The organism is Bacillus sp. OTU530, assembly GCF_038440375.1.
Map to the genome: position 1 here is coordinate 204,023 of NZ_JASATP010000001.1, position 20,623 is coordinate 224,645.

Annotated in this window: 18 protein-coding genes and 1 pseudogene; 14 read left to right on the top strand and 5 right to left on the bottom strand. The window is 43.6% G+C overall.

The window, feature by feature from the left end:
- Positions 1-172: 172 nt before the first annotated feature.
- The 3 genes from AAHB12_RS01090 to AAHB12_RS01100 form a co-directional block, all read right to left on the bottom strand.
- Positions 173-814: an SdpI family protein gene (locus tag AAHB12_RS01090; protein WP_342044008.1), complete on the bottom strand. Its 642-nt coding sequence runs from the start codon at positions 812-814 to the stop codon at positions 173-175.
- Positions 811-1,089 (bottom strand): autorepressor SdpR family transcription factor, encoded by a 279-nt coding sequence (locus tag AAHB12_RS01095; protein ID WP_129727012.1) that lies wholly within the window; start codon positions 1,087-1,089, stop codon positions 811-813. Before AAHB12_RS01095 ends, AAHB12_RS01090 begins: the two co-directional genes overlap by 4 nt.
- 159 nt (positions 1,090-1,248) lie before the next feature.
- Positions 1,249-2,010 carry a hypothetical protein gene (locus tag AAHB12_RS01100; RefSeq protein WP_342044009.1) on the bottom strand — a complete coding sequence of 254 codons (762 nt, stop codon included), beginning with the start codon at positions 2,008-2,010 and terminating at the stop codon, positions 1,249-1,251.
- A gap of 257 nt (positions 2,011-2,267) precedes the next feature.
- Between AAHB12_RS01100 and AAHB12_RS01105 the strand changes: the two genes are divergently transcribed.
- The 8 genes and pseudogenes from AAHB12_RS01105 to AAHB12_RS01140 form a co-directional block, all read left to right on the top strand.
- Positions 2,268-3,806 (top strand): MDR family MFS transporter, encoded by a 1,539-nt coding sequence (locus tag AAHB12_RS01105; RefSeq protein ID WP_342044010.1) that lies wholly within the window; start codon positions 2,268-2,270, stop codon positions 3,804-3,806.
- Positions 3,807-4,132: 326 nt separating this feature from the next.
- Positions 4,133-4,813 carry a response regulator transcription factor gene (locus AAHB12_RS01110; protein ID WP_129727009.1) on the top strand — a complete coding sequence of 227 codons (681 nt, stop codon included), beginning with the start codon at positions 4,133-4,135 and terminating at the stop codon, positions 4,811-4,813.
- A complete protein-coding gene (locus AAHB12_RS01115; RefSeq protein ID WP_342044042.1) occupies positions 4,813-6,288 on the top strand; it encodes a sensor histidine kinase in 1,476 nt (491 codons plus the stop codon). Before AAHB12_RS01110 ends, AAHB12_RS01115 begins: the two co-directional genes overlap by 1 nt.
- A gap of 270 nt (positions 6,289-6,558) precedes the next feature.
- Positions 6,559-8,319 (top strand): alpha-glycosidase, encoded by a 1,761-nt coding sequence (locus AAHB12_RS01120; protein ID WP_342044043.1) that lies wholly within the window; start codon positions 6,559-6,561, stop codon positions 8,317-8,319.
- A 297-nt stretch (positions 8,320-8,616) separates the two neighbouring features.
- Complete coding sequence (locus tag AAHB12_RS01125; RefSeq protein ID WP_446715497.1) at positions 8,617-10,788, top strand: ArnT family glycosyltransferase; 2,172 nt, start codon at positions 8,617-8,619, stop codon at positions 10,786-10,788.
- A 64-nt stretch (positions 10,789-10,852) separates the two neighbouring features.
- Complete coding sequence (locus AAHB12_RS01130; RefSeq protein ID WP_342044011.1) at positions 10,853-11,830, top strand: glycosyltransferase family 2 protein; 978 nt, start codon at positions 10,853-10,855, stop codon at positions 11,828-11,830.
- Positions 11,817-12,233 carry a GtrA family protein gene (locus tag AAHB12_RS01135; RefSeq protein ID WP_342044012.1) on the top strand — a complete coding sequence of 139 codons (417 nt, stop codon included), beginning with the start codon at positions 11,817-11,819 and terminating at the stop codon, positions 12,231-12,233. Before AAHB12_RS01130 ends, AAHB12_RS01135 begins: the two co-directional genes overlap by 14 nt.
- Positions 12,230-12,325: pseudogene (locus tag AAHB12_RS01140) on the top strand (UTP--glucose-1-phosphate uridylyltransferase); the annotation flags it as partial. The gene AAHB12_RS01135 and the pseudogene AAHB12_RS01140, both read left to right, overlap by 4 nt.
- 267 nt (positions 12,326-12,592) lie before the next feature.
- On the opposite strand, the gene AAHB12_RS01145 reads toward AAHB12_RS01140, so the two are convergent.
- Positions 12,593-13,741: a cation:proton antiporter gene (locus AAHB12_RS01145; protein WP_342044013.1), complete on the bottom strand. Its 1,149-nt coding sequence runs from the start codon at positions 13,739-13,741 to the stop codon at positions 12,593-12,595.
- Between the two features lie 327 nt (positions 13,742-14,068).
- On the opposite strand from AAHB12_RS01145, the gene AAHB12_RS01150 reads away from it, so the two are divergent.
- Together AAHB12_RS01150 and AAHB12_RS01155 are read left to right on the top strand one after the other, a co-directional pair.
- Positions 14,069-14,554, top strand: a complete 486-nt coding sequence (locus AAHB12_RS01150; RefSeq protein ID WP_129727004.1) for a hypothetical protein — start codon at positions 14,069-14,071, stop codon at positions 14,552-14,554.
- Positions 14,555-15,129: 575 nt separating this feature from the next.
- The gene (locus tag AAHB12_RS01155; RefSeq protein ID WP_129727075.1) at positions 15,130-15,849 is read left to right on the top strand and encodes a TerC family protein; all 720 of its coding nucleotides are present in this window, start codon (positions 15,130-15,132) and stop codon (positions 15,847-15,849) included.
- 99 nt (positions 15,850-15,948) lie between these two features.
- Here the strand turns inward: AAHB12_RS01155 and AAHB12_RS01160 are convergent, their stop codons facing one another.
- On the bottom strand, positions 15,949-16,509 hold the full coding sequence (locus AAHB12_RS01160; protein WP_129727074.1) for a maltose acetyltransferase domain-containing protein: 561 nt from the start codon (positions 16,507-16,509) through the stop codon (positions 15,949-15,951).
- Between the two features lie 265 nt (positions 16,510-16,774).
- On the opposite strand from AAHB12_RS01160, the gene AAHB12_RS01165 reads away from it, so the two are divergent.
- From AAHB12_RS01165 to bioF, 4 genes are all read left to right on the top strand, one after another.
- A complete protein-coding gene (locus AAHB12_RS01165) occupies positions 16,775-16,909 on the top strand; it encodes a hypothetical protein (protein WP_342044014.1) in 135 nt (44 codons plus the stop codon).
- A gap of 16 nt (positions 16,910-16,925) precedes the next feature.
- On the top strand, positions 16,926-17,828 hold the full coding sequence (locus AAHB12_RS01170; RefSeq protein WP_342044015.1) for a DUF4349 domain-containing protein: 903 nt from the start codon (positions 16,926-16,928) through the stop codon (positions 17,826-17,828).
- A 271-nt stretch (positions 17,829-18,099) separates the two neighbouring features.
- Positions 18,100-19,464: an adenosylmethionine--8-amino-7-oxononanoate transaminase gene (bioA, locus tag AAHB12_RS01175; protein ID WP_342044016.1), complete on the top strand. Its 1,365-nt coding sequence runs from the start codon at positions 18,100-18,102 to the stop codon at positions 19,462-19,464.
- Positions 19,464-20,612, top strand: a complete 1,149-nt coding sequence (gene bioF / locus AAHB12_RS01180; RefSeq protein WP_342044045.1) for an 8-amino-7-oxononanoate synthase — start codon at positions 19,464-19,466, stop codon at positions 20,610-20,612. The genes bioA and bioF overlap by 1 nt, the downstream gene beginning before the upstream one ends.
- Positions 20,613-20,623: the final 11 nt, after the last annotated feature.

A 20,623-nucleotide genomic window follows, 5' to 3' on the forward strand; every position in this document is an offset into this window, starting at 1 on the left:
AAGCCTTTTCATTTTGAACATATGGGGAAAATCCTAATACTTGTATTTTATATCCTATATATATGCTGTATGTTATGCTGTTATGACATACTAATTTGGAAAAACATAGGGTTACTGTAGCTTTGGTGCCCCAGGGGGAACATACGGAGGCGGCTGCTTGAGCCATCCCTTTTTACTCAGTTCTATTGTTTCTATAAAACAGGTAAGAAGCAATATAGGGAACTCCGACTGCTAGCACAATTGAACCTATCAGGAGAGGGAGCTTCCAAGCATTTGGAAGAAGTCCGGAAATGAAAATAAGACTGCCGGCAATGATAAACAAGCGTGCGCCGAGGCGGTGCGTCATTTTCCATACATCTTCATCCTGAAGTGCCCATGGTGTCCGAATACCTACGAAATAATTGGATTTGATGCGCTGCATATAGTTGCCGATAATGATAAACAGAATACCAACGCCCATTGGAACCACTGTTTCAATCGAGATAGGATAGCCGAGCGCACTAAATATGACAAGTGCGTGTGTAAACAGCAGGAATGAAAAAACGCTGTTCATAATAATAGCATAGCTGCCTTTGAACTTTTTGTAATTTTCCTTACGCGGGTCTAGTTTAGGGAGAATAAGAAGCAGAATGAAAACAGCCGCTGAGACAATGGGTAAGATCAAAACCGCTGATAGTCTGCTGCCATAGCTATCCACTTGACCTTCGAAATTCCAATGTATCGGTACCTGATTTGGCAATTGCGGATATGCCCAAATGCTTAACGAAATCCCAATTACGACGAGTAATAGTGGATATATACGTGTGTTCATCATTGTTCATCTTTCCCTTCTGTTTTATTGGAAACATCAAGAAGCCATTTCATCACGTCCTGCAGCACAGTTGTATTGAGAGAATAGTAAATAAATTGCCCGCGCCGCTCATCCTGCACAAGATTTGCGTTTTTCAAGCCGCTTAAGTGGTGTGATACGCTTGGTTTGGTAATATGAAAATGCTCAGCAATTTCTCCGGCCGTTTTGTCGCGCTCCTTCAGCAGGTCTAAAATGGCCCGTCGCGTCGGATCGGACAGGGCCTTAAATGTTTCATTCAAACGAGTCACCTTCTTTAGATATTTAGATAATTATCTAACTATCTAAAGTATATGTGAAGAAAAGGAAAAAGTCGACAGGAATTATGAAAATGTGAATATAAAATAGGATGCTAGCTTATGCAAGCATCCTGTTCAGAAAGTGTGAATTTATATCTGGCTTCATTCTGCAGAGAATAATTCATGTTCCGCTAGTAAAATGAACTCCTTAGCTTTGCTTGTGAGCAAGGAGAAGAGTTCTTGTGATTCTTCTTCTGTATCTGTCAGGAACGAGAGGGATGGCAGCTGTTCATGCAGCCAATTCTCCAGCAGCAGCATGCAGCGGGAAGCAGCTTCAGCGATCATGTCAGAATCCAGCTCCCAGAAGCTGTCTGATGGGTCGCATATCTCTAGCAGCAGCATGCTGGTTGACTCAAGTGCTGTTTGCAGAGAGAAGGCGGTATTAGCTTGTAAGTCTCCGTTCATCCGTTCACTTGCTTCCAGCAGCATGCCATATATATATAGAAGAGATACAACCGCATTTTGCTGTTGAAACGACTGAAGTACTTTCATTTCGTCGAAGGGAAAACGATGGTCGCTCCAAACAGAAAAGCGGATATAATGCATGAGCTTGCCAAACTCCTGATCGGATTGCTCTGTAGAATATTTGTAGGAATCGGCTGCCCAAGATACAATTTCATTTGACACATGCTGTGCAATTGTACTGCTTTTGAGCGGGTCGGCTTGTGGAAACAGCGGATTTGCGTGGTGCAGCGTGCGCAGCAGTATACCGCTAAATAATGCCTCTAGTCCGTATGCTTCCAGCCGTTCTTCTTGATACACTGCAGGATTTTGCAGCACGACGGCAGCATCATGGAATATATCGACAAGTCCTTCAATAAAAGGATGCAGCTCAACGCTGCGTTTAGGGGGAATAATAGACATGATTGGATCCTCATTTCTTTTCTTGATTTTAACAGATTTTCGGAAGAGATCCCCTTCTTTAGGCCTGTGGAGGGTGAAGTCCAAGGATAAGGAGGGGGCATTCACATAGGCTATAGGCTATGCGTATTTTATCACAAGAAGGAAGAAACTTGATAGAGACTGAAGCTGCATATTATCTTTTTACCAGAAATCAGAAAAGTTGATGGGAAATTACGTTTAAATATATAATAAGGGATAGTGTAGAAAGGAGCTGACATATGGTCAAACAAGATGCGAATATCCGTTTTGTTTTAGCTGGTTTGCTGCTCGGTATTTTTATGGCTGCGATTGACAATACAATTGTTGCTACAGCGATGGCATCTATTGTGTATGATTTAGGCGGACTAGATAAATTTGTCTGGGTTACATCGGCTTATATGGTTACAGTGATGGCTGGGATGCCTATTTTTGGGAAATTATCCGATATGTACGGGCGAAAACGTTTTTTTATTTTTGGACTTTTAGTATTTTTAATTGGTTCCGCACTTTGTGGTCTGGCACAAACTATTGAACAGCTTAGCATATACCGGGCGATTCAAGGAATCGGGGGCGGGGCGCTTATGCCGATTGCCTTCACGATTATTTTTGATGTGTTCCCGCCGGAGAAACGTGGCAAGATGACTGGCTTATTCGGAGCGGTATTTGGACTTTCAAGCGTAATTGGTCCGCTGCTTGGCGCATATATTACAGAATACATAAGCTGGCACTGGGTATTTTATGTAAATGTACCGATCGGTGCTGTATCATTATTTTTGATTTCGAAATTTTATAAAGAATCTACTGAGCACCGTAAGCAAAAAATTGATTGGTGGGGCGCAATCACGCTCGTTGTTGCTGTTGTAAGCCTTATGTTTGCCCTTGAGCTCGGCGGCAAAGAATACGCATGGGATTCTGCACAAATTATTGGGTTGTTTTCGTTATTCGGCGTGTTTTTCCTTGTCTTTTTCTATGTAGAAACAAAGGCGTCCGAACCCATTATTTCATTTTGGATGTTTAAGCGAAGAATTTTTGCAACATCGCAGGCGCTTGCGTTTCTATATGGTGCTACATTTGTTATTTTAACAATTTATATTCCGCTTTTCATTCAGGCTGTATACGGTGGTTCGGCAACAAATGCAGGCTTTATCTTAATGCCTCTTATGCTAGGATCAGTTGTAGGAAGCGGCTTCGGCGGTTCGTTTCAAACGAAATTCAAATTCCGGACGCTTATGGTGATTTCTATCATTGCGTATACATTTGGTTTTTATTTACTAACAACACTCACACCAGAAACAGCGCGCTGGCTACTAACAGTGTATATGATTGTTACGGGCTTTGGCATGGGTTTTTCGTTCTCGTTATTGCCATCTGCTTCTATACACAATCTCGAGCCGCGCTTTAGAGGATCAGCCAACTCGACGAACTCGTTTTTCCGTTCTCTCGGTATGACGCTGGGGATTACCGTTTTTGGAACAATCCAAACAAATGCCTTTACGAATCAGCTGAAGGAAGCGTTCAAAGGAATGCAGGGCGGCGATATGTCTAGTCTTGGTGATCCGCGCTCTATTTTTGAAGCGGGGCAACGAGCTAAGATTCCGGCTCCCATTCTTGATAAAATTGTGCAGTCGATGTCTGATTCGATTACCAATGCCTTTACCTGGGCACTTATTCCGATTGGGGTTGCTTTCTTGGTTGTCTTGCTTATGGGCAATGCACGGATAGAAGTGAGAAAAGAAGGACAAGAGACTGTGCCGGAAGGAAGAATGGCAGGTCATTAAAGAAAACTCGCCGATCGCGGCGAGTTTTCTTTATACTTTAAGGAAGTATAAATTTCTAGCTAGAAGACAATTCGACGTAGTGAGAAATTTTAGGAATAAAGTATAAGTGCAACTACGCCCCTGTCTTCGCCCAAGAGCAGGGCTCGCCAATCGGCGAGTTTTCTTTATGGAATGCATAATTTCAAGAGGTATTCCCTGGTTTTTCCTCAGTAATTTGCCCAGAGAGCACTTTTCCGAATTTTCAACAAATCTTCAGTTTTTCTTCAGTGCGCTTTAAGATAAAAAGCAGATAATAAAAGATGAATGAAACAATTGGAGGAACATGTATGAAGCAGCTACAGGGCTTTAAAATATTAGTAGTAGATGATGAACCGCATATTGTCCAATTTTTGGAGTTTGGATTGGAGAATGAGGGCTTTGAGGTGCGGACGGCATTTGATGGTATGTCAGCCATTGCCGCAGCAAAGGAATTTCAGCCGCATGTTGTTATTTTGGATGTAATGATGCCGGGAATGGATGGCTTTGAAGTGTGTAAAATGCTAAAAAAAACGGAAAATGTTGCAGTTATTATGTTAACGGCGAAGGATGAGGTGGACGATCGGGTAAAGGGTTTGACGATCGGCGCTGATGATTATGTTATTAAACCGTTTAGCTTTGAGGAATTGCTGGCACGCATTTATGCACGCATCCGCAATCAGTTCCCAAATTTGTTCGGTGAGGTTGTTGTTGGTCCGTTTCAAATTGATGATAGACGAAAAGAAATTAAGTTTGACGGTCGTGTGCTTGAATTGTCTCCAACTGAGTATGGATTGCTGCATTTTTTAGTTTTGAATCATGGGCTCGTTCTTAGTAAGGCAGTTATTTTAGATAAGGTATGGGGATATGATTTTGGTGGAGATGAAAATATTGTGGAAGTGTATATTCGTTCGCTGCGCGATAAATTGCAGGACAAAGATCGGCAGTTTATTAAAACGGTGCGCGGTGCCGGCTATCGGGTTGATTTATGATGAAAGATACATTTCGTCGATTGAGGGGATGGTTTCCTTTAGAATCGCTTCGTGTTCAGCTTCTGTCCCGAACCTTGCTTATTTTGGCCGCGTTGTTAATTTTAGTTGGTTTGCTGCAGTACGTACTTATGAAGGATGTTGTGTATAAGAGCGAGGCGAGCAGCTTGCAAAGCCAGGCTAGGTCGATTCCTCCTATTGTATGGGAGAGAATGGAGGGGGACAAGCAGGATAAAGAGGAGCAGCTGCCATTCTTTTTTATTCCTAAGGCAAATTTAGCTTTTATAGATTGGGATGGCAACTATACAGTATTGTCAGATGAGTATCAAAATGTGGCGCCTCCGCGGCTTGCAGCAGAGCAATATGAAAAAGCGTTAAAGCGAAAACCGGAGCTGAATTATAGCATTGTGAAAAACGATGCGGGAACGGAGCAGCTTGTTGTGTTACAGCCTACTGCTTCAAAGTCTGGAAACATTATCGGAGTTATTCAAATTAGTACACCAACAGCTCCGCTGAAAGAGCTGCTTCTTAGACAGCTTGCAACCTTTATCGTTTTGTCGCTGCTTGCCATGCTGCTTGGCTTGTTTGGTTATTTACCCGTGCTTAGGAAAACGCTAGTTCCGCTGTTTAATATGGTAGAAACGGCAGAACAAATTGATGCGGGGAATTTGGCAAGACGATTTTCAACTGCACAGCGTCAGGAGGAAATTGATCGGCTCGCAGCTTCCTTTAACGGAATGCTGGAGCGTTTGGAAGCATCATTTAAAGCGGAGCAGGAGACGAAGGAACAGATGCGCCGCTTTGTAGCGGATGCTTCCCATGAATTGAGGACACCGTTAACATCCATACATGGATTTTTAGAGGTTCTTCTAAGAGGAGCAGCCAATAAACCAGAGCAGCTGAATCGTGCACTGCAAAGCATGCACAGCGAGTCAGAGCGTCTGAATAAGCTCGTGCAAAATCTTCTATTGCTGGCGAGGCTCGATCGTACGCCGCATCTGGAGCTCCTGCCAGGGAATTTAGGGGAGCTGCTCGGAGAGATGGAGCCGCAGCTGCGTATTTTGGCAGGTGAGCGGCAAGTAGACATGGAGATAAAAGAACAGATAACCTGCAAGTATGACAGCGATCAATTGAAACAGATTGTGTTAAATTTATTTCATAATGCAGTCCAGCATACAGATTCTAAGGAGGGGCATATTCGTGTTGTACTGACAGAGGAAAAGAACTGGATACAGCTAGTTGTTTCCGATAATGGGCCAGGGATCGGCTCGGAGCATCTGCCGCATGTGTTTGAACGATTTTATCGAAGTGACTCCTCTCGTACACGCAAGTATGGCGGAGCGGGTCTAGGCTTATCTATTACGAAAGCGATTGTGGATGCGCATGGCGGAACGATTCATGTCACGAGCGAGGAGGGCAAGGGCAGCCGCTTTTATGTACGGTTGCCGAAGGAGTCAAGCGGTCCTGAATCCCCTTAATCAAGAAACATCATATCTGTTAATCTAAAGATACTAGCTTCGCCATTATATGGAATCGGGAAATGCTTCAATTGTTTATTCTGCTAGAGTAACTGGGATGATTCTCATCATATCGTTAAAGGTGATACGGTCTGTCTATAATATATGAAGAATGATTTAGCAATATTGAGTGAGAATAATGGATGCATTACTCTCACTCAAGCAAAACAGCCATAGCATGAATGTTTCTGTAATAACGAACTCTTTGATGAGAATGGAGGAATCATTTTGATTACTCGAGAAGCAATCTATCATCGTCCGAAAAATAACTTTGCATATGCCTATGATACGCAAACATTACATATTCGTTTACGCTCCAAGAAGAATGAGATAACGGCCGTAACCCTTATTCATGGGGATCCGTATGTATGGGAAGAAGGCGCGTGGCAATACAAAACAAGCACGATGCGTAAAATAGCGGCTACAGAATTATTTGACTATTGGTTTGTTGAGATTCGACCTGATTTTCGCCGTTTACGTTACGGCTTTGAATTGAAAAATGATGAGGAAACGGTTGTATATACGGAAAGAGGGTTTTTTCATGAAATTGTGGATAGGGATATTGCCCCTTATTTTTGTTTTCCGTATTTAAATGAAGAAGATGTATTTGTTCCTCCCGCCTGGGTGCGCGATGCAGTATGGTATCAAATTTTTCCAGAGCGGTTTGGCAATGGCAATCCTTCTCTGAATCCTAAGGACACGTTGCCATGGAGCAGCGAAGAGCCGACACCGGCTAACTTCTTTGGCGGTGACTTTGAAGGCATCATTCAGCATCTGGATTATCTTGTACAATTGGGGATCACCGGCATCTACTTCACGCCGATTTTCAAAGCAACAACAAATCATAAGTACGATACAGTGGATTATATGGAGATTGACCCGCAGTTTGGAGATAAGGAAACGTTTAAACGTCTTGTGCGGCTTTGCCATGAGCACGGCATAAAGGTGATGCTTGATGCCGTCTTTAACCATAGCGGCTTCTACTTCGCGCCGTTTCAGGATGTATTAGAAAAGGGCGAATCCTCTAAGTATAAAGACTGGTTTTACATTTGGGATTTCCCCGTACAAACAGAACCTGCACCAAACTACGCTACATTTTCATTTACTCATATGATGCCGAAGCTGAACACCTCTCACCCCGAGGTGCGAGAATATTTATTGGAGGTTGGCCGCTACTGGGTGCGCGAGTTTGATATTGATGGCTGGCGCTTAGATGTAGCAAACGAAGTAGGGCATGATTTTTGGCGCGCATTCCGGAAAGAGGTAAAGAGCATTAAACCGGATGTATACATTCTCGGTGAAATTTGGCATGATTCTATGCCGTGGCTGCAGGGCGATCAATTTGATGCAGTGATGAATTATCCATATTCAAGCGCAGCTATTCAATTTTTTACTCAAGGTACGCTGCCAGCAGAAGAGTTTGTGTACAAAACAGCAGAAGCTCTTCTGATGTATCCGCAAAATGCAACAGAAGTAGCCTTCAATTTATTAGGAAGCCATGACACACCGCGTATTTTAACAGTGTGCCAGGATAACAAGCAAAAAGTAAAGCAATTGTTCACCTTCCTGCTCTCGTCTCCGGGGACACCGTGTATTTACTACGGAGATGAAATTAGCATGGCGGGGGATACGGATCCAGGCTGCCGTAGGTGTATGATTTGGGATGAAGAAGCACAGGACAAGGAGATGTTTCATTTTGTTGCCGAGCTTATTAGCTTACGTAAGAAAAACCTGGCATTTGGCAATCGCGGCACCTTGCAGTTCGTTACGGCAAGCAATGCAACAAACCATGTTATGTACACAAAAACATTTGAAGAGCAGACAGTGTTATTCGCATTCAACAACTCAGATCAGGAAATTACAGTGGATATGCCGTTTAACTTAAGAGGAAAAAAGGTTACAAGCTTGCTGACGGGCGAAGAATTTGCGTACGAAGCAGAACGGGTGGATGTAGTCCTGGCAGCGCATGGGGTTGTTGTGTTGGAGTTTTAATGGAGGAAGGGCCCTCTCATAAATCAGTAAAATTGATTTATGAGAGGGCCTTTTTTAGTATAACTTTTCGAGGTAATGTTAGCTCCCAAGACCCAAAATGGCAGACTCCGGGTTGAACCTCCGCAAAGGGCAATCCTTGTCCGCTTTTCTTGTGCTTTCAGCAAATGTTCAGTTAATCCTCAAGAAGTGCTCAGTTTCTCTTAAGGGTCAATTCAGTTTCGGTGTGTATGCTAGAGACAAGTAAGAAATAAGAACAAACCTAGAGATGAAACTAAGGAATGAGAGGGGAAATAGAACATGAATATGAAACAAGAGAGGCGGTTTGACATTGTTCTTGTCGGAATCGCCATACTCGCCGCTTTTTTAAATATCTTCAATATTTGGAATAGCGGCAATGCAAACGCCTATTACACAGCAGCGGTTACAAGCATGCTGCAAAGCTTTCATAATTTCTTTTACGCTTCATTTGATCCAGCTGGATTTATTACAGTAGATAAGCCGCCGGTTGTGTTTTGGGTGCAAACAGCATTTGCCGCAGTATTTGGTGTACACGGCTGGAGCGTTATTTTGCCGCAGGCTTTGGCAGGCGTGGGCTCAGTACTGCTTATGTATACACTCGTGAAACCGACGTTTGGCAGGACGGCGGCACGGCTTTCGAGCTTAGTCATGGCATTTATGCCAGTTGCGGTGGCAGTAAGCCGTACAAATAATATTGACAGTTTATTAGTATTTACACTGCTTCTTGGAGCATGGATGCTGTTTCGCGGTGTTCGCAGCGGGAAGCTTGGCTGGGTGCTTGGCGCATTTGCCATGATTGGGCTTGGCTTTAATATGAAAATGATGCAGGCATATATGGTTGTACCGGCATTTTTCTTGTTATATGTTCTTGCTTTTAAGGCACAGTGGAAAAAGAAGCTCATCGGTCTTATAGCAGCAACAGTGCTGATGCTTGGTGTATCGGTATCATGGGCTGTTGTAGTAGATTCGATTCCTGCAGAGGATCGTCCTTATATCGGCAGCAGTTCAACGAACTCGGTTTTGGAGCTTGCTTTTGGGTATAACGGTGTTTCTCGTTTGACAGGTGATAATACTGTAGGTGGACAAAGTGGAACGCAGCAGCCAGCTGCAACAGCTGCGAGTCAGCAAAGCAATAGCAGTGCAGCAAATACAAATACACAGCAGACGCAGAATGGCACAACAAATACACAGCAGACACAAAATAGCACAACAAATATGCAGCAGGACGGAGGCACTCCACCAAGCGGAGGACCGCAAGGAGGAATGGGGCGTAACAACGGTACGAGTGGTTTATTCGGTACAGGCCAAGCAGGTCCGCTTCGTCTTTTCCAAAAGGAGTTGTCAGGACAGGCAAGCTGGCTGCTTCCTTTCGTAGCATTTGCAAGTGTGGCATTGCTTGCCGGTATTCGCCTTCGTCAGAAATTTACAGATAAACAAATTGAAACATTATTTTGGCTAGCATGGCTATTGCCAATTGCAGCATTCTTTAGTATAGCGGGTTTCTTCCATCACTATTACCTAATTATGTTAGCACCAGCGATTGCAGGACTTTCTGGGGCGGGCTGGGTAGAGCTTTGGAGCAAGTATCGTGATAAAGAGGGATGGAAAGCATGGTTGTTACCTTCTTCGATTGCTGTAACAACAGCATTCCAATTATACATTTTACAGGCATATAGCAGTACGATTGGCATCGGTTGGTTAATTGCTGTCGGTATAGCGGGAATTGGGACAGCGATAGCTTTATTCTTTGCCCGTTCCAACAAAACATTATCTTCACGGATGGCTTTAGCTGGAATGCTTGCTTTATTGATTGGACCGTTATATTGGTCAGCAACACCGCTTATTTATGGTGATAACACAATGATACCGCAAGCAGGACCAAGCGGAGGCACTATGATGGGCGGCAATAGACCAATGGATGGCAATATGCCACAAGATGGACAGCCATCATTTGGAGCGGCACCTGGCGCAATGCCGCAAAATGGAGAGCAACAACCAAGCGGCACAGCTGCTGAAACAAGAATGACACAGGATAGCCGAGGAGCTGGAATGGGCGGCAGTTCAGGCAGCGGAGTGAATGAAGCATTGCTTAACTACGTGACGAAGAACAATACAGGTGAAACATTCTTATTTGGCACGACAAATGCTAACTCTGCTTCCTCGTATATTATTGAAACAGGAAAAGCAGTTATGGCAATGGGCGGATTTTCAGGAGAAGATCCTGCACTTACGGTCGAAAAGCTTCAAAAAATGGTAGAAAATAATGAAATTAAATTCTTCTATATTTCTGATAATGGTTTAGGCAGAGGAAGTTCGGATGTGCTGACTTGGATTAAGGAACATAGTACAGAAATACCGGCAACAGAGTGGCAAGGAAGTTCGTCCAGCTCGTCTCAGACAAGCGGAATGGGTATGGGCGGATCAGGCACATTGTATCAAATTAATAAATAAAGCATGGCGCGGCTCGTACCGACGAGCCGCCTGCTGACTATAAAAAGATAAGGAGTGGTATGAGATGGATCAAAATATGCGGTATTCCATTATTATTCCTGTCTATAATGAGGAAGCTGTTGTGGAGGAAACATACCGTCGTTTAACAGGTGTAATGAAGTCATTGCAGGAGCCATATGAGCTGTTGTTCATCAACGATGGAAGCAAGGATCGCACAGCGGAAATTGTAGAGGGGATTTCGAAGTGGGATCATAGCGTAAAGCTGCTGGATTTCTCTCGTAATTTTGGGCATCAAATCGCAATTACAGCTGGTATGGACTATGCACGAGGCGAGGCTATTATTATTATTGACGCTGATTTACAGGACCCGCCTGAATTAATTCCTGACATGATTGAAAAGTGGAAGGATGGCTATGAGGTTGTGTACGCGAAGCGTGCGAAGCGAAAGGGAGAGACCTTATTTAAGAAATGGACCGCTGCTATCTTTTATCGTACGCTCCGTTCATTAACGGAGGTTGACATTCCAATTGATACAGGGGACTTTCGGCTAATGGACCGCCGCGTCTGCGAAGCGATGCGCAGCGTCCGAGAAAAAAATCGTTTTGTTCGCGGGCTTGTGAGCTGGGTAGGCTTTCGCCAAACAGCAATCGAATACGAACGCGATGAGCGCTTTGCGGGGGAAACGAAATATCCGCTTAAGAAAATGCTGCGTTTCTCGATGGATGGAATTACATCATTTTCTCATAAGCCATTGAGGCTGGCGACGTATCTCGGCTTTTTGATCTCCTTTTCGAGCTTTATCTATTTGTTAGTATCAGTATGTCAACGACTATTTACAACGAACACGGTCTCTGGATGGACATCACTCATTGCCTGTGTACTGCTGTTAAATGGAGTGATTCTCATTCTGCTCGGGATTCTTGGGGAGTATGTTGGCAGAATTTACGATGAAACGAAGGGACGCCCGCTTTACTTGCTGCGGAACAATCCCTATGCTGAAGTCTCTGCACGCAAAGAGGTGAGCGCAAATGCTAGACAATAAGCAAGGCGCTGCGCAATTTTTACGCTTTTGCATAGTGGGAGGAATGAATACAGCTGTTGATTTTGCTGCCTTTTTTCTGCTTCATTTTCTAGGAGTGCCATATACAGCAGCCCAAGTGCTATCGTATTCATGCGGAACGGCAAATAGCTTTTTTTTCAATAGAAAATGGACATTTGGTCTGACGCACGGTGTTAATATGCCTGAGGTTGTCAAGTTTCTCGCTGTAAACGGGGCTTCTCTGCTTTGTTCATTTGGTCTGCTGTTTTTTCTGTACGATATGTATCAATATAATCTTTGGATAAGCAAGCTAGCTGCAACCGGGTTTGGTGTAGTTGTGAATTATATCGGCAGCCGGCTTTGGGTATTTACACAAAAAGAACAAATAAGGAGTGAGCTGGAATGAAAGTGAAAAAGGCCATTATCCCTGCGGCAGGACTAGGAACAAGATTTTTGCCTGCTACAAAGGCGCAGCCGAAGGAAATGCTGCCGGCGATAAGCTTGGGTTTATACAGGCTACTATCGATTTAGCGTTAGGCCGGCCAGAGCTTCGCTTAGAATTGCTTGCCTTTATGGAGGAATTGCTCGCAAAGGAACAAAAGAAAGCATAAAGCACCCTGAGTAAGAAGGAGAGATGCGCGCTGGAGCTTGTCAAATACATGGATGCCCCGGACCATCAGGCTATTAACTTGATGGTCCTGCAGCTATATGATGATATAAATTGTGAACAGAAGAATCTAAGTGGAATTTCATACTTTATATTAGCTATGCGTTACCCTTTACCTGTCCCTGCTCAGTAAACAACCACTTCATCATCGGCGGTGTTACAATTGTTGTAATAAGAACAACTACAACAATCACGGCAAACAAATCCTGGCTAAGCAAATTGCTTTCGAGCCCGATGGCTGAGATAATTAATGCTACTTCCCCACGCGACACCATAGCCGCTCCGATGCCGAGCGAGCTTCTCCAACCGAACCCAGAGACTTTGGCACCCAATGACGCACCCACTAACTTTGTGAGAATAGCTACTATACTTAATGAAACAATTAAGCCGATATTTTCTGCGATTCCAGAAAATTGTGCACTTATACCAATGGATGTGAAAAACACTGGAACAAAAATAGAATAGCTAATCGTTTCTACCTTTTCAAACACTTCATGCTTATAGTTTGTTACGCTAATAGCAACCCCGGCGATATATGCACCAATAATGGCCGCTACCCCTGCATATTCTGCTAAGTAGGCATACATAAAGCAAATAATTAAAGCGGCAGAAATAGTAGCTTCTGTTACACGCAGCGGCGCGAAGCGTTTAAGAATAAAAGGAACAATTTTCCACCCTATGAGAATGGCTCCTGTAAAGAAGATAACCTTCTTCAAGATCATGGCTCCTAGATGAACATCTCCTCCAGCCATGCTCATTAAAAATGCTAACGCAATAATAACAACAACATCATCAATCACGGCAGCCCCTAAAATCGTTGCCCCTTCACGGGATTTTAATTGGTTCATCTCCTTCAGAGCTTGCACAGAAATGCTGACGCTTGTTGCTGACAGCAGTAAACCTAAAAACCAGGATTCAATGGAAGACAGATTTAAAATGATTCCTGATCCATATCCTACAAGAAGAGGAACGATAATTCCGCCAATTCCTACAAAAGAGGATGCTTTTCCTGTACGTTTGAATTCATCTATATCTGTTTCCAATCCGGCAATAAACATTAATAGAATGACACCAATTTGGCTAAGTTCCTTTAATATCTCTGTATCATGAACAAGACCTAATACAGATGGACCAAGGACAATACCGATGAGAAGCTTTCCGAGAACGGAAGGCTGACCCAGTCTTACGCTTACGTCTCCAGCAATTTTTGATGCCAGCAAAATAATCGCAAGTTGAAATACTAACATATGTGTTCCCGCCTTTCTCTATAATTACAGCGTGCGCAAGCAGTTTAAAAAAATACAAAAAGAGCCCATCACTATAGGACACAGTTATCCCATAGTGACAGGCTCCTCCAAAATACGCACTTTATTTTCTTCAGTATAACACAGATTTTTCATTTTGTTTACTGGAGTTTTTCAGAAAGGGTTTTATCTAAAATTGTTTCCTGAATTGGAAATTAGGCTATCTTTGTCCTCACAGAATGCGTGGTAAAATCAAGAAAAGGGAAGCTGCTGTCTCTGCTGTTGGGTATTCTGTTTTTTTAGGCTTCGGGTAGATAGGGGGAGAGGGGAATGAAACAAACGTATCAAGAGGTTCAATCTATGCCGTGGTATACGTATATTCCTATTTTTTTAATAAGCGGGTTTATATGGTATGGATGGATTGAACAGACATTCTTTAAAATTTCATTTGGGGATAAGCCTATGAGCAATGCGGAGCTTTTGCTAGGCAGCTTGCTAGGTTTAGTATTATCGATCTTTTTCATAATGCTAAGGCTTGTTACAGAGGTGAAGGAGGAAGGGATTATAGTTCGGTTCACGCCCCTTCGGTCACGATATATTCCGTATACAGGGATCTCAGGAATGGAAGTGGTTAGTTATCATCTGCTGTCGTATGGCGGGCTGGGATTAAGATGGACGCCATATAAGGGCTGGGCCTATATTATGGGCAGCATGCGCGGTATAAAGCTGCAGTTTGCGGATGGAGAGGAACTGCTAATTGGAAGTAAGGACCCAGAGAGATTGCTTCAATTGATCGAAAGCCAAAAATGGAAGTGAAGGCTGGAAAGGGCGCAGGCACTCACATACATAGTTCAGGGTAGGATAAGAACCTACCCGAACGTGGTGCCGTTGCCTGTTTGGAAAGAACGCATCGTGCTTTTAGAGCTTTCTAGCTTCACGCAGCGAGGAGGTTTTCCGACCACTGAGAATACAGTGACTCATTGTCTTAGAGGTTTCTTTGATCACGAGCAAAGAGAACAAATTGTGCTTTTTCGCGGCTCCCAAAATCTTATACACCAAATTATGAGAAGATATGCTATAATAAACAAGGTCAAAAGAACTTCTTTTAGATTTGTCCTTATACCGGACAAGCTCTCTGGTATAAGGCTGTTAATCTAGCAGGCATAGGTAATACGGGAACCAGAGTTTTTGATTATAGGAGGTGTGGCTCCTGGTGATAAAATCTTGGCGGTAAACGGATTTGTTCCAAACATCGTTTGCTGCTCATGACATCTCTCATGGAGTAAAATGATATGAGAGTCACTGCAGTATGTCTCCCTTCCTGGTTCGGAGAATATCTTGCAATCTATTATGTTAGCTGTCATGTGATTTTAGTAGCTAGGTCGTATTGTATGGAGTATGTATTTCCTATTTTAGGAGCGATTGTGTCTTCAGGTGCGTTAATTGCTTTACTCAAAATTATTGCTATTGATATTATTTTATCTGGGGACAATGCGGTCGTGATTGCAATGGCAACAAGAAATCTGCCGAAGGAGCAGCAAGGCAAAGCTATTTTTTGGGGAACTGCGGGAGCAGTTTTGTTGCGAATTGGTTTTGCAGCAATCATTGTATACTTGCTCAAAGTCCCTTATGTGAATCTTGTAGGAGGGTTATTGCTTCTTTGGATTGCTTACAAAGTATTGGTTGAAGGGGAAGAAGAAGCAAATATTAAGTCTCATAATGGACTGATGAAGTCGATCCAAACGATTATTATTGCCGATGCAGTCATGAGCCTAGATAATGTCGTTGCTGTTGCCGGTGCCGCTCACGGTCATCTTGGTATGATTGCTCTTGGCGTTATTATTAGTATCCCAATCATGATTTTTGGTTCGAAAGCAATTGTCAAAGCAATGGAACGCTATTCATGGATTGCTTATGCCGGCGCAGGGATTTTAACATGGACAGCTGGCGAGATGATTCTAAAAGACAAAAGCTTAAACGAGTTAGTAGAAATCCCGCATGGGGTGGTTTTATACTTAATTCTAGCTGTGATAACAGCTCTTATATTAGGAATTGGTTATCTTAAGAATCAAAAGAGCCGTAAAAAAGAAAAGCTGCAGCAGCCAGCTTAATGGTCAAGGAGAAAAAGCGAGTGTTTGCTTTTTCTCCTTTTTATATTAGGTTGTTTGCGTAAAAAATATGTATGGATTTTGGCTGATGACTACGCCTTCTTATAGCTTAATTGCCTTTAGAATTTTAGCGGGATTCCCCCCGGCTACAACATTATTAGGTATGTCCTTTGTCACAACAGATCCAGAAGCGATTACAACGTTATTGCCGATCGTGACTCCTGGATTAATGACAGCCCTGCCGCCAATCCACACATTATCTCCAATGGTAACTGCTTTTCCAAACTCGGCGCCGGAAATGCGCTCATATGGGTTAAGCGGATGTGTAGCTGTATAAATATGTACGCCCGGAGCGAGAAAGCAGTGCTCGCCAATGCGGATTTCACAAACATCCAGCATGACGCAATCAAAGTTCGCGTAGAAATTCTCCCCCACATGGATGTTGTACCCATAATCACAACGGAAGGTCGGTTCGATATAGATGTTATTTCCAGCGGCACCAAATAACTCTCGAAGGATTTCTGTACGTTGTGCTTGTTCAGTTTCGATTGTTTCATTATATAATCGCGTCAATCGCCTTGCATTAATACGTTCTTGGACAAGTACTGGATCATTTGCCAAGTAGAGTTCTCCACGTATCATTTTTTCTTTTTCGGTCATAATTACCATCCTCTCAAAAAAGGCCTATTTCTATTGATTACTATTTCTAAGCAGATTATTAATTATAAAACAATTTGGAGCGAAATGAAGGAATGTCTACATAGTCCGCGCATAGGATGGGTAAGAAGATGGATGCGGAAAAGCTCGTAAGGAAAGCGAAAAAAGGGAATAAGCAAGCATTCCTGCAGTTGATTGAAGCAGAGCAGACAAGGCTGTATCGAATGGTACTGAGCTGAACTATAGCATTCATGAGAATCAGGCAGGGGAATTGATTCACGGGATTATTTCTGTTTCTGATGCTAAGCAGTTGCCTTCATCCATTCAGCTGGAAATTGAAATTACGCAGCTCTTTGAGAAAAAAGGGGAATGGCACTTCGCATTTCCACTTGAAAGGCAGAGATAAGAAGGGGAGGATTCAGGTGAAGAGACATAGTGTTCAAAGGATCCTGGCAATGTTATGTTTTGTAGCCATATTGTTTACAGGGTGTTCCAGCGCTGAACAGAAAAATAGTGCAGAAATGTCAATGTCGCCAGACTCTGCAAAGATGGAGGGGGCCGCACCAGCAGCGCAGGAAAAGACAGATCAGCCAGCAGATATGACCGCACCAGCAAAAGAGATACCATCTGTTGGGGAAAATCGAAAGCTCATAAAAAATGTCGAGGTGCGCATGGAAACAACTGAATTTGATGCCTCCATCGGCAAGGTTGAAGCATCTGTAGGGAAGTTTGGCGGTTACGTGGAAGGGAGCAGCGTTTCTGGCGTGTCCGTACAAGAAAATAGCCGCTCCACAAGATCTGCTTCCTATACAATCCGCATTCCGGCAAATAAGCTGGACGATTACTTGAAGGAAGCCGGCACGATTGGGAATATCACCTCTAAGCAAATTATGACGGAGGATGTGACCAGCCAATATTTTGACACGGAAGCTAGACTAAAGTCGTTAAAAATGCAAGAGGAGCGCCTGCTGGCATTGCTAAAACAAACAGGATCGCTTAAAGATGTGATAGAAATTGAAAAGGAGCTTGCAGCTATCCGCTATGAAATTGAAGGTCTGACAACAACATTGAAAAGATATGATTCTCTCGTTGATTACAGTACCATTCGAATTGAGCTGACAGAGGTACAATCGCTTACACAAAATGCCTCAACGCTTGGAGAGAGAATTGGAGCGGCCTTTAAAAAGAGTGTGACGAGTATTTCCAACGGTGCACAAGGTTTGCTTGTATTTGTGATTGGGAACTCACCGGTGCTGCTTCTGCTTGGAGCAGGGGGAACTGTAGTCTTTTTTGCTGCAAGAAGGATTCGCAGGAATAAAAAATAGGTGAAGAAAATGTATCGAGGCCTTTTCACTAAAGCTTGCTAGGAGGCTTGCCTAAATAACTGACGAAACCCTAACTATCAATGTGTAGTTAGGGTTCTGTCAGTTATAGGCTTAATCGAGCTGGCTTTTTGTTCGTTTGATCTGTACTTACATGCCGCAAGAAATTATGAATGTTAAGAATTGTATAATATTTGTTCATATGATAATATCTTCTTAATGTTAACTTGTTTTTATTTTCGGTTAACAAAAGATAGGGATTAGGTGATAATAAATGCTTGTAAAAGAATGGGATTATGCAGAACTTGCTCAAAAGAATAAGCAGTATGTATGGCATCCTTTTACACAGATGAAGGAGTACATAGAGGATGATCCGATTATCATTGCAGAAGGAAACGGGAGAAAGCTTCGTGATGTGCAAGGAAACGAATATTGGGACGGCGTGTCCTCCATTTGGCTGAATGTGCATGGCCACCGCGTTCAAGAGCTTGATCAGGCGATTCGGGATCAATTAGATCACATTGCTCACTCTACCTTGCTTGGCATGGCGAATATTCCGGCTATTTTGCTTGCAGAAAAGCTGATTGGCTTGATGCCGCCAGGGCTTGCGAAGGTGTTTTATTCCGATTCCGGCGCCACTGCTGTTGAAATCGCGATTAAAATGGCATTTCAATATTGGCAGCATAAAGGAGAACGAAAGAAGCAGCGGTTTATTACGATGAAGGAAGCCTATCATGGAGATACAATCGGGGCTGTTTCTGTCGGGGCCATCGATTTGTATCATGAAGCATACTCCAGCTTGCTTTTTTCATCCATTAAAGCTCCGTACCCATATGTATACCGTTCTCCTATTAATGGAAGAGAGAAGGAGCAAACTGACTTTTTCCTAGCTAAGCTAGAAGAGGTGCTGCAGGCTCATCATGAGGAAACGGCTGCGCTCATTATTGAGCCGATCGTGCAAGGGGCGAGCGGGATTATTGTCATGCCGGATGGCTATTTGCGCGGGGTTCGTGAGCTGTGCACGAAATACAATGTCCTGATGATCGCAGATGAAGTAGCTACTGGATTTGGCCGTACGGGTCGCTGGTTCGCCTGTGACCACGAGAATGTGACCCCTGACATTTTAACGGCAGGGAAGGGACTGACGGGAGGATATTTGCCAGTTGCGATTACAGTGGCGACAAATGAAATCTATGAGGCGTTTCTTGGTGAGTATGAAGAGAAAAAGACCTTTTTCCACGGCCATAGCTATACCGGAAATCAGCTTGGCTGTGCGGTAGCGATTGCGAATCTTGAATTGATGGAAAAAAAGAATTTAATCTTGGAAGTGCAGCAAAAGTCTCTTTATCTTGCTAAAAAATTAGAGAGGTTCCGTCAGTTGCGCCATGTTGGTGATATTCGCCAAAAGGGCTTGATGATGGGGCTTGAGCTTGTTGTGAATCGTGATGCGAAAGAGGCATATGATTGGTCTGAACGGATTGGCGTTCGTGTATGCCGCCGCGCGCGTGAGCTTGGCATGCTCATTCGTCCCCTTGGAAATGTGATTGTCTTTATGCCGCCGCTTGCAGCAACTACCGAAGAATTAGATGCAATGCTTCAGATTTTGCACCAAGCTATTCAAGAGGTAACGGAAGGGTGATGTGGTCAAAGGAGCTTGCAGAAATAAAGGAAGCAGGGTTGTACCGTCAGCTGCAGACAGTAGATGTAGTGGATGACGGTGGATATGCGCTTGTGAATGGAAAAAAAATGCTCATGCTTGCTTCTAATAATTATCTAGGACTCGCGCATGATGAACGGCTCATTGAGGCATCCATTCGGGCAACGAAGGGGCTTGGCGCAGGATCAACAGGGTCAAGGCTAACCACTGGAAATACGACCTTGCACGAACAACTGGAGGAGCGGCTTGCACAGTTTAAGCAAACCGAGGCAGCTATCGTATGCAATACAGGATATATGGCAAATATAGCGGCTTTAACAACAGTAGTAGGCAAGGAGGATGTTATTTTATCAGACGAAATGAACCATGCGAGCATTATTGATGGCTGCCGTTTATCACGTGCGCAAACAATCGTATACAGTCATTGTGATTTACATGATCTAGAAGAAAAGCTAAAAGCTGCGTCCGCTTATCGAAGACGTTTGATTGTCACAGATGGTGTATTTTCAATGGACGGGAATATTGCGCCGCTCCCTGGAATTGTGGCATTAGCACAGCGGTACGATGCACTTGTTATGGTTGATGATGCTCATGCAACTGGTGTGCTCGGATACTGCGGACGAGGAACAGCAGAGCATTTTGGACTAACGGGAAGCATAGATATTCAAATGGGGACGCTCTCAAAAGCGATTGGCGCAGAAGGAGGATATATTGCGGGAAGCCGGCTGTTAATTGATTATCTGTTAAATCGGGCGCGGCCGTTTATTTTTTCGACCTCTTTGCCGCCAGGTGTGATTGCGAGTGCGCTTGAGGCGATCCAGATTATTCAGCAGGAGCAGGAACGAAGACAGCATCTGCTGCAAATGAGCCGGAAGCTTTATGGTGGGTTAACAGCTTTAGGGTATGACGTATGGGGCGGAGAAACACCGATTCTTGCAGTGATTTGTAAGGAGGCAAATAAAGCAATCTCCTTATCTCAGATGTTATATGAACATGGCATCTTTGCACCTGCGATTCGGCCTCCTACAGTTCCGATGGGAACATCACGAGTGCGGCTTACGGTGATGGCCAGCCATCAAAAGCAAGATATAGAACGAGTGATTGCAGTATTTCGTACTATCCATTGTTAAAGGAGGCTCGT